The organism is Clostridium sp. 19966 (assembly GCF_032335695.1).
GTDB lineage: Bacteria > Bacillota > Clostridia > Clostridiales > Clostridiaceae > JACTOJ01.
Genome location: NZ_JACTOJ010000054.1, coordinates 1 through 10003, shown reverse-complemented (window position 1 = coordinate 10003; position 10003 = coordinate 1). Strand labels below are relative to the sequence as shown.

Annotated in this window: 12 protein-coding genes and 2 pseudogenes; 3 read left to right on the top strand and 11 right to left on the bottom strand. The window is 33.7% G+C overall.

The genetic code is table 11. The annotated features are described in order from the left end of the window. Window positions 1-417 precede the first annotated feature (417 nt). The 8 genes and pseudogenes from IAI10_RS23985 to IAI10_RS23950 all read right to left on the bottom strand — a co-directional run bounded on the left by IAI10_RS23985 (window position 418) and on the right by IAI10_RS23950 (window position 5102). Window positions 418-543: a hypothetical protein gene (locus IAI10_RS23985; RefSeq protein WP_315675839.1), complete on the bottom strand. Its 126-nt coding sequence runs from the start codon at window positions 541-543 to the stop codon at window positions 418-420. A 119-nt stretch (window positions 544-662) separates the two neighbouring features. After that, window positions 663-1190: an SMI1/KNR4 family protein gene (locus tag IAI10_RS23980; RefSeq protein ID WP_315675838.1), complete on the bottom strand. Its 528-nt coding sequence runs from the start codon at window positions 1188-1190 to the stop codon at window positions 663-665. Window positions 1191-1217: 27 nt separating this feature from the next. Continuing rightward, window positions 1218-1574 carry a hypothetical protein gene (locus IAI10_RS23975; protein ID WP_315675841.1) on the bottom strand — a complete coding sequence of 119 codons (357 nt, stop codon included), beginning with the start codon at window positions 1572-1574 and terminating at the stop codon, window positions 1218-1220. A 14-nt stretch (window positions 1575-1588) separates the two neighbouring features. Next, a pseudogene (locus IAI10_RS23970) lies at window positions 1589-1738 on the bottom strand (IS256 family transposase); the annotation flags it as partial. A 225-nt stretch (window positions 1739-1963) separates the two neighbouring features. Next, window positions 1964-2482, bottom strand: a complete 519-nt coding sequence (locus IAI10_RS23965; protein WP_315675837.1) for an SMI1/KNR4 family protein — start codon at window positions 2480-2482, stop codon at window positions 1964-1966. A 199-nt stretch (window positions 2483-2681) separates the two neighbouring features. Further along, window positions 2682-2951, bottom strand: a complete 270-nt coding sequence (locus tag IAI10_RS23960) for a hypothetical protein (RefSeq protein WP_315675836.1) — start codon at window positions 2949-2951, stop codon at window positions 2682-2684. A 66-nt stretch (window positions 2952-3017) separates the two neighbouring features. Further along, window positions 3018-3188 carry a peptidoglycan-binding domain-containing protein gene (locus tag IAI10_RS23955; protein ID WP_315675840.1) on the bottom strand — a complete coding sequence of 57 codons (171 nt, stop codon included), beginning with the start codon at window positions 3186-3188 and terminating at the stop codon, window positions 3018-3020. 767 nt (window positions 3189-3955) lie between these two features. Next, window positions 3956-5102 (bottom strand): annotated as a pseudogene (locus IAI10_RS23950) (IS3 family transposase). Between the two features lie 328 nt (window positions 5103-5430). On the opposite strand from IAI10_RS23950, the gene istA reads away from it, so the two are divergent. Genes istA through IAI10_RS23935 form a run of 3 tightly spaced genes read left to right on the top strand, consistent with a single transcriptional unit; the run spans window position 5431 to window position 8100 of the window. Further along, complete coding sequence (gene istA / locus IAI10_RS23945; protein ID WP_315675835.1) at window positions 5431-6927, top strand: IS21 family transposase; 1497 nt, start codon at window positions 5431-5433, stop codon at window positions 6925-6927. After that, window positions 6924-7682 (top strand): IS21-like element helper ATPase IstB, encoded by a 759-nt coding sequence (istB, locus tag IAI10_RS23940; RefSeq protein ID WP_315675834.1) that lies wholly within the window; start codon window positions 6924-6926, stop codon window positions 7680-7682. The genes istA and istB overlap by 4 nt, the downstream gene beginning before the upstream one ends. Window positions 7683-7707: 25 nt before the next feature. Beyond that, entirely contained in the window at window positions 7708-8100 is a 393-nt protein-coding gene (locus IAI10_RS23935; RefSeq protein ID WP_315675842.1) for a hypothetical protein, read from the top strand. Here the strand turns inward: IAI10_RS23935 and IAI10_RS23930 are convergent. The 3 genes from IAI10_RS23930 to IAI10_RS23920 form a co-directional block, all read right to left on the bottom strand. Beyond that, window positions 7981-8334, bottom strand: a complete 354-nt coding sequence (locus IAI10_RS23930; RefSeq protein WP_315675833.1) for a phage integrase N-terminal SAM-like domain-containing protein — start codon at window positions 8332-8334, stop codon at window positions 7981-7983. The genes IAI10_RS23935 and IAI10_RS23930 overlap by 120 nt on opposite strands. A gap of 284 nt (window positions 8335-8618) precedes the next feature. Further along, window positions 8619-9140, bottom strand: a complete 522-nt coding sequence (locus IAI10_RS23925) for a DUF6985 domain-containing protein (RefSeq protein WP_396334424.1) — start codon at window positions 9138-9140, stop codon at window positions 8619-8621. Between the two features lie 20 nt (window positions 9141-9160). Next, window positions 9161-10003 (bottom strand): HNH endonuclease (locus tag IAI10_RS23920; RefSeq protein WP_315675831.1); only part of this gene is annotated, 843 nt, incomplete at its 5' end.

Below are 10003 nucleotides of genomic sequence, written 5' to 3'. Positions count from 1 at the left end.
TATTAGTAAGTGAGCTATCATAGCCTGGGCTGGTTTTTACAAATATCCTTTGTTCTGTTCCATCTTCATTTAGTTCTACCTGTACATGTCCGCTAGGATCTATAAATATTAATAGTTTACGCCTCTTATATACCTTACCTTCAGATTATTATTTCCGTCTGTTTCCATTATAACATGCTGTCTATCATATAGGTAATTTGTTATTTCTGGCGCATACCCATTAGTAGATTTTTTTATAGTTTTGCTAAGCCTTAAGTCATCACCATCATAGGCATATTCGGTAATGGTTCTAATCCCTGACTTAAGTATCTACAATATAGCTTTCTATTTTTATTATGCTCTTTCCGTCTTCCTCTAGGTATATCTTGAATCTTTGCACCAGTTCATTTATCATGCTTATTTGCTCCTTTCATTGTTTTAGGCATAAAAAAAGGCTAACGTCTTTTTACCAGCGTTAGCCTTCATTATTACTATAATATATTTTTGATTTTTACTTTTGTTACTGCTTACTGCATTATTGAAATTATGAATTGAGTTTTTCATTAGCACAACCTTAAGAATGTGATTGTTTATGATATTTCATTCCAATAATTTTTCCTATCTATAGTAATGCAGTTAGTTAAGATAAGCTTATGCAGCTGGATTTTATAACTTTCATATTCTTACTCTTTATCAGTACCATCATAGTTAACAAGCATTGCCCCTATCTCTAGCTCTTCCATGAGCCAGTCAATTAGTCTTTTCCAACTACTAGTTACTTCTCCTTCTTCATGGTTCCATTTAACTATTCTAGCTTCATTACCATTATTAGTTTCAAAATCCATGCATATTGTATCGCCATAACTAGTATCTGCAATTATTAGAAAGCTTTCAAGCATATTAGGCCATCTACGTTCTTTTTTAAAAGATTCATTTAAGTACGATGCCCCTCTTTTCATGGCTCCGTTTGAAGGAATATACACTTCTGACAATACAGTACCCGCTGGAACGGCAAATAGTTCTCCTCCATTACATAACTCCAATAATTTTCTATAGTTTAAAGGCAATTTAATCTTTAAAGCTACCTCTAAACTCTCAATATCATTGTTATTAGCTCCTTCATTTAAATTGTGAATTCCTTCAGAATACTTGTTAATTTCATCAAAGAATGGCTTAAAATAAACATCATTAGTTAAAATCTTTCTAGACATTTTTATTCTCCTTTCGCTTTTTTATTTCTACGGTACAGAATCTCCCAATTCAATAGAATTACCAGAATTAGGGTCATAGTATCCTTTTGTCGGATTTCTATAACTTCCACCATGAGCGTCTAAATGTTCATTAACACTCATATTCCTTCCTTTCAAGAATTGAATATTATTAGGGTCTCCTGCAAAATCAGGATACGCTTCTGCTGACCTCATATGTTGACCTTCATATCCTTTTACTTTACCATTTGACATTAATTCTTGTATCTCTTCCGGAGTCCAATCTCTTGTCCCTCTTCCAGTCTTCGTAACGAGCTCTTTCTCTTGTCTCCACGCTTGGTTTACTGCTTTTTGTCTTAATGCAGCAAATTCTTTCTCGCTTAATATTTACCATTAACAGCATATCCTAAATGTTCATCCATTTCAGCTTCTAGCATAGATTGTATTGTACCACCTAGCAAATCCTTTAATGCATACTGAATATCTTCAGCTGACTGAATGTCATACTCTTCTAGCAGCGCAGCTATAATGTTCTTCTTTCCTTCACTCATTGTTTCTCTTTTTTTCCCATAATAAAACAGTCTCCTATGATATTTTGATTTTATCATAGAAAGCTGTTTTTTACAGACTTTTTTCACAGGCACCACCATATAAACAGGGAACATCCATAGCTTTGATTTACACAAATCTATGGATGTTCCCCTTGTTACATTTTTATATAGTTAATAATTCAAGTATTTTGTATATACACATTAATGATCGATATTTCACCACATTTAATACCATCTCCAGTACATTGAGCCGTTCGTTGTAATTAGTCTATTTATAAAAAGGGAAAAGTCACCTTTTATATATTCCCATTCATCAAATGAATAGCCTGCATCTCCATCTAGTATATAATTCTTACCTTTATCCTCATTTTTTTTCAAATCAAATAATAAAAAGTCTGATTTACCTATAACTTCAGCAAAAACTATACAGTAATCCTTTATATCATATCCCCATTCTATTCTTGCTCTAGTTGATGTCAAAATTTCGTTGAGTCCTAATATCTTGTAACCACTTCCCCCATACTCTATATCTTCGTATACTATAGCTCCATTTGAAACCTTCAAAAACTCTTTATAGCTTTCTGGCAACTTAATATTGTTTGATGACTCAAAATCGTGGATTTCTTCTTCTAAAGCTGGATTTCTCCATGAAAATCCCACTTCTATAGTCTCTCCAAAAATATTTGTATAGTTTAATGTATTTCTAGAGGATGTTTTTTCTCTTAATAACTTAATTGACTTCATTAATTATCTTCCACCCTTTCAATCTTTACTTTTGGTAACTATTCCACCATGGAGTAACTTGACTTTGATGTATACTTCTCTCTATAGGTGTTAAATTTTCAAAGGAAGCATTACCTCCATTCTTCCCAAGTAATTGCAAATTAATTGATAATGGTTCTGTATTCACCCGTTTATTACTTTGAGAAAGAATTTTTGGTGCTTATGCTTCATTTTCAAGGGCTTCTCCAGTTTCTTCACTTAATTGTAATCCACTAGCACCATTCATACCTCCGCACATGATTGCTGTTGTGATATACTGGCTGTCCATTCCATTTTCAAAAAACATAGACTCATACATCTGCTGCTCTTCAGTTTTTTCACTATAATCCCCAGTTACAAAATCTGCCAAATAATCAAAAATGTCTTTTTTAACCAAATGTTTATTATTATATAAATTGTTGATTTGACTATCGTATGCTTCTCTAAGCAACGCTTCAATCTGTTCATTTGTCAGCTGAGGAATTTCATCTTGATTAGGTTTACTATCTCCTGCTTCTTACCTCCTAGGTTTTTCACTTCTTTCTACAACTATTTTTACGCTCACATTCTTTGTGGTATAGGAGTCAGTCGGCTGTCCCCAGGTTTTAGGTCCTACTATTCCATCTACTACTAAGTTATGGCTGCTCTGAAAAGCATTCACTGCTGCTAAAGTTTTGCCTCCAAAGATTCCATCCGCTCCACAGCTTCCTAGGTCTTATCCAAGGGATATCAGCATGCTTTGAAGCCTCTTTACATCATCTCCTGATGAACCTTTTATCAACAATCCACCTAAATCCTTAGTGAGGTAGTTAGAGATCTTCAATTTGTTTCTACAGAAAGAAAAAATTATAAAAACGTAGATGTCGCAATTTTAATAATTTACAAAGGTAAATTATCTATATAAAAAATATGAGTAAATGTAGCTTTTACTAAATCTAATAAATATCTAGAAATATGTCCTATTCCTTATAATATAAAACTTCTAAGATTTACTTTCATTCTTCTGGCTAATCCCATATTTGCAACTTTACCAGTAAGATTTATTATTTCCTCTGATCATCATTATTTTATCACTTTAGAAAGCAATGAACTAGCCACTTGTTTTTCAGCTAGTTCATTTTAATCTTTTATCACTGTATTCTTAGTGTTGTGTCGTAAATTTTAGGCAAATTTCCAAGTAAAATACAATTAACTTTCCTTGATGTCAATTGCCTTCTCATCCGCAATGAAAATTTCTCCATTTGTATATTGCTATCGTATTTAAGAAGAAAGTGAACCTTTTTTACACCCTTCATATGTATATTCCATTATCGTTCCAAATAAATTCCACTTAACACAGTCAATAAAAATATCATTGAGGTTATTTTCTTCCTAGCATACTATCAAAAATAGTTTTTGTTAAATCTATACCATTGCAATGGTCAAGCTTTTTTGTAACACATTGACCTAATAATTTTATCTTTTATTTCTTGCTTCAAAGGGCGTTAGCCCTCCATTGAATGTGTGAGGTCTTACATGGTTATACCATACGTAGGCAAAAGTGTTAATTGCTTCATTTAATTCTTCATCACTATGAAAATAAGGATGATATATTAGTTCGTTTTTTAAGGTGTTATAGTATCTTTCCATTGGAGCATTATCATAAGGACAACCTGCTTTACTCATACTTTGTTGGATATTTACTGACTTTCAGAAGTCCGTAAAATCTTTTGACGTATACTGTGTGAGCCCTGATCGCTGTGAATGATTAATCCGTGCTTTAGGTTTGGCTTTGAATCTATGGCTTTTCTTAAAGTGTTAATAACAAGCTCACTTGTTATCTCATTACCATTCAAGCTTGCTACTACAGAACGGTCGTAGAGGTCAATAATTGAGCAGTTGTAGCGCTTCTTGCCATTTGTAAGAAATAAGTATGTAAAATCAGTGTACCAGGTATGATTAGCTCTATCTGCAGTAAAATTTTGATTCAGTAAATTAGGGAAGATTTTATGAGCTTGTCCTTTTATGTAACCAGGCTTTTTTCTTTCAACAATAGACTTAAGTCCAAGTTCTTTATTCATGTATTTATGTGCAGTGGTTTTACTGCAGAAAATACCTTTGCGTCTTAGAAAAATCGCCATGTTTCTATGACCGAGTATGCCTTCAGTTTTATGATATATTTTACTGATTTCACTGAATATTTCTTGCTTTTTCGCATGATAAGTAGACTTCCTATTTTTTAGAAAGTTATAATATGAATTCGGTGACAAATCAAACCTTCTAAGAAGCCATCTTAATCCAAATTCTTTATTATTGTTCTTAATAAATCTATAAACCACTAATCGATTTCCTTCGCAAAGAATGCTGCTGCTTTTTTTAGAAATTGATTCTCTTTTTCCATTTCTTCTAGCTCCTTGCGAAGTCTAAGGTTCTCTTGCTTATAATCAAATTCTTCTTTTAGTTCATGGTTTGTTTGGCATTCTTCACGGTAAGCTTTTATCCAAATTGAGATTATACCTTTTGATACATTATATTCCTCAGATAAGCTTCTTATTGTTCTTCCTTCTCCAAGATGGAGACTGACAATCTTTTTCTTAAATTCTTCCTCATATTGTTGGCTCATATTTCTTCCTCTTTTCTTTAATAGATTTATTATAATCTATTAGACCGAGGTGTTACAACTTTAGTATACCACTACAATTTATTATTTGTATACCCTGAAATGTTTCAAGGCATCCTTAATTACCATGTACCAAGCTATGTCCTATTGTATCCAAAGTTAGACCTTAGAAAGAAAAATTCCAACAGATACCTTTACAGCATCCATTGGAATTTTGTTATTGTTGATTTACAATGAATATTGACCCCCTTTTTAACTGAAATTTGACCCCCTAAGCAAAAGATAATATCCTTATGTATGTAATTTTTATGTACATAAGGGAGGCAACGGGGTGAAGAAATTGCAAGATTGGTACACAGTTAAAGAACTGCATAGAAATGGAGTGAGCATAAAGAAGATAGCCAGAGATCTTAGAATGTCAAAGAATACTGTGAAAAAGTTAATAGCCTTAGAGGAAGAACCAAAGTATAGAAGAATTCAGAGTCCAACTAAAATTGATGAATATAAAGACCTTATCAGGATCTGGTATTTAGATAAGGAATTTGATTTTAATGGTACACGGATATACAGAGAACTTTGTAAAAAGGGGTATGAAGGAGGCATAAATCCAATATACAGGTTTCTAAGTCTACTTGATTGTGAAAAAACTGTTATTAACAGAAAAGCAACAGTTAGATTTGAGACTCCTCCAGGAGATCAAGCCCAGTTTGACTGGAGCGAATATGAAATGTGGATAAATGAAGAAAAAATAACTGTTTATTGTTTCTCAATGATTCTTCCCTATTCTCGTAGGAAAGCAATGATATTTTCCACAAGGATGAATGCAGTTTCTGTTTATGAGGCCATACAAGATCTTTTTATAGAACTTGGTGGAGTCACGCGTGAGATTGTCATTGATAATCCCAAAGCTCTTGTAATAAGCCACGCTAGTGGCAGTGAGGTTAATTTCAACGAAGATGCATTAAGATTGTTTGCACATCTTAAAACCACACCAAACGCCTGTAAGCCCCTAAGGGCAAGGACGAAGGGTAAAATAGAAAAACCATTCCAATTTATCGAAGAACAGTTCATCAAGGGCAATAAATTCAATTCTATGGAGGAACTTAATGATGCTGCAAAGGCATTTATGAAAGAAACTAATTTAAGAATACATGGGACAACCGGCAGAATACCGGAGGAGATGTTCCTTGAAGAAAAGGACCAATTGATAGGAATAAAGAGCAAGAAGGTTCTGGAGCTGGATATCGAGGAAAGGATAGTAAGCAATGATTCCTATGTTATGGTTGATACTAACAGGTACAGCGTACCTGTGGCCTATGTCGGTACCACCGTAAAAATAAGAGTTGTGTACGGCTTTATTCTTGAAATATTTGATGCCAGAATGAACCATATAAAGACATATAGAACTCTAGGTGGTAAAAAAGGCAAAGTTACTGATAATAGTGACTACAAAGATATAGCAAGCCTGGTACCAAAATCTATACCTGAAATACGACGCGTATTTGAAAAGACATTTAGAAATGGTGCAGACTTCTATGAACTCGCCTCTCGGCTCACTAACCAGGCTCATTTTCATGCTAGAGAAATACTGAAATTAAGAGACCTCTATGACGTGGAAGAGCTTGAAATAATACTGCAGCACTGTATAGAAAATAATATTGTTAGAGCTGATAATATAAAGGCTGTGATAAAAGAACGTTTCTTAAAGCTCATTCTTGAGCATGAGATAATTGGACTGAAGGAACGCGAGAAGAGAGCAGAAAGGCATAAACTGCCCGAAGGGCTTGTGCGAAGTCTAGCCTACTACACTGAAGGGGGTCAAAATTGAACGTAAAAAGTGCTAACGTCAATGAGAATATTGACTTTGAAATAACCAGATTGTTAAAACAATTTAAATTACCGGACATACTTAGGTCTTATGATGAAGAAATAAAAACGGCTATAAATGATAATGTGAGTCCTAGAGAATTTTTGTGCAGGTTGTTAAAGATTGAGGAAATGGGGAAAAAGAGCCGCTTAAAAGAGAAAAATATGAAGAATGCAGGATTTGAAATACATACCACTTTCGAAGAGTTTGACTTCAAATTTCAGTCAAGTATAAATGAAAATAAAATAAGAGACCTTGGCACACTCAACTTCCTTGGAAAAAAGGAAAATATGGTGTTTATAGGCCCTCCTGGCGTCGGTAAAAGTCATTTATCCACAGCAATTGGAATAAGGGCATGCGAACAAGGGAAACATGTACTTTTCAAAAACGCTATAGATCTTGTGGATAGTCTATTTGAGGCATATGCTGAGGGTACATTAAAAGCTGCATTTAAGAAGTTGTCAACAATTGATTTACTGATAATTGATGATTTAGGATATTTGAAAATGAACAAAGAAAAAGAGAGCATATTTTTTCAACTTATACGCCAAAGATATGAAAAAAGCTCCCTAATAATAACTACTAACCTCCCATTTAACCGGTGGGATGAAGTTTTCACCAGTGAAGTAGCAGCAACTGCCGTTCTAGATAGACTGCTGCATCACTGCCATGTGATTAGTATAACAGGGAATAGTTATAGAGTAAAGAATAATTAATGAAAAGAACCAAGGAGATTGATAGATGAGAACAAATGCTGTTAATAAAATAGATTACGATGAATTTGTGAATATGTTTAACAGAAAAGGAAAGGAATTTACAGAAAATTTCGTAAAAGAGAAGTACGGTAAGGGCTACGCCCGAATTCAGAAATTGGTTGTTAAAGAAAGCAAGTACCACTACAATTTGAGTTCAAGGAAATACGAAGAAAAACCACCTACAGCTGTTGATGCTGCATTTATCAGCATAGATGACCTCTATAAAGGAAAAGACATAGAAAGCGCAAGCGTGGACCAATCAAAGGAACTCTATGTCCCACCTACACTTGATGAAATAATGTTGGAGATGATAAAGGATAGAGTTCTTGAGTTGAGTCAATACATAACAATTGACCACTGCAATAAAAAAATTGAATGAATGAATACTGTTGACTTTCTTGTTAATAGTACTAAGCTCATACTGGTTTTCAATGAGATAGTTCCTGTAGCTGGTGATATAGAATCTTTTCATTTCTCCATTGAAATCTACTCCCTTACTATCAAGGAACGCTACAAAGGCAGAAGTATCTCCAACATAGCTTTCAACTGTTTTTATGCTCTTTCCGTCCTCCTCTAGATGTATCTTGAATCTCTTTATCAGTTCATTTATCATTGCTCTTTACCCCTTTCAATGTTTTAGGCATAGAAAAAAGGCTAACGCTTTTTATCAGCGTTAGCCTTCATTATTACAATGATATATATTTGATTTTTGCTTTTGTTACTACTTACTGCATTATTACAATTATGCAGTGAATTACTTTATGTCTTTTATCTATTTTATTATATACTTGCTACTATTATTTTTTTGCAGTTACCTTTTTATTGGTTATGCAGTATCTTTTGAAGACATCTTGTTTCTTCTAGTTATTTCTTTACACAATAAGCTATTATTCAGCTCTATTTATTCGAGTCAAAGCTCTTTTTATCATTCTTGGCTATCCATGATAGAAAAGCTGTATCTGCACCACCCATCTTAATGATTCTATCCATATTGATCATAACCCCTAAATCATGTTCCTCATCCCAAGAACATAGAAAATGGAATCCTATGTACGGCATATCGTTATTTTCAACATTTAGTATATAGATTCTTTTAGGTTTAATTAATTTTTTAAAATCATGAATTTGGTTAACATTAGGCATAATTTCTTCTAATTCATCTTCATCATAACCATACTCTTCTTGCATAGTTGAATATTGTTTTAGCAATTCATTTAAGATTGAATTAAGTAATTCCTCTTGATTAGATATCACATATTCGTATCCATTCTTATGAATTTGCTCCAGTTTCTCTGTCTTTGAATCACCACCAATATTCAAATCAATATCATCTTTACCTTCAAAAAAGTTACTCCAACAATCTAAATGTATCTTTCCATTCCACATTCCATTTCTAAACTCAATGTTCGGTATTAACATCAATATTCATCCTCCTTATTTTACGGTCTTATACCTTTTCTGATTAGAGATGCTCCCCCAGTATGCCTTACATCCCCGTGTAAATCAGACGGAACAAGTTCCATTGTTTTACCATCTTCAACATGATGCCATGTATATCCTTCTGGTGTTGAATCAAATCCTGCTTTCTCATTTGCTTTGATAAAATCATAGTAAGCATCACCTTCAAGGTTGTCAACTGTTACCGTCTTAGTACTATATGGCTTGAAATCTGGGAATCCTTCTTCTGTGAACTTAACTCCATTTGGATATTTTTCAGCTAAGTCCCCACTTAATTTGTATGTTTGTCCTGCATATTTTTTATTGATTATCCTAACGCCATCTAAGTCAGCTTTAGTAACCCCCTTATTTGCTATCTCAGCTTGTTGTTTTATTATATCTTCTTCCAGTATACTATCAGCTTTTGATTCACTTCTAAGGAGACTCCCTATTCTCCCTGAAAGTCTTTCAGAGCCAATAAATACGGTTTTTCCAAACCCTAAGGCTACTCCACCTCCTCCCATGGTTACTCCATTGAAATAATCCATAAGAGTTTCTTTATCTGTTGGTCCAATCATACTTTTAGCAAAGTCATATGAACCAGTTAAAAATATGTTAGATGGTTTACTTTCTTCATCAAAAGCTTTATTCACTTCATTCCATTCTTTAAGTATTTCTTGATAGTCCTGAGATTTTTTTTCGACATCCTCGCTGCTTTTTTCTTCTTCCCTCCCAGGCTTTTCACTTCTTTCTCCTACCACATGAATACTTACATTCTTTGAGGTATAGGAGTCAGTCAGCTGTCCCCAAGTTTTAGGTCCAACTATCCCATCTACTACTAAGTT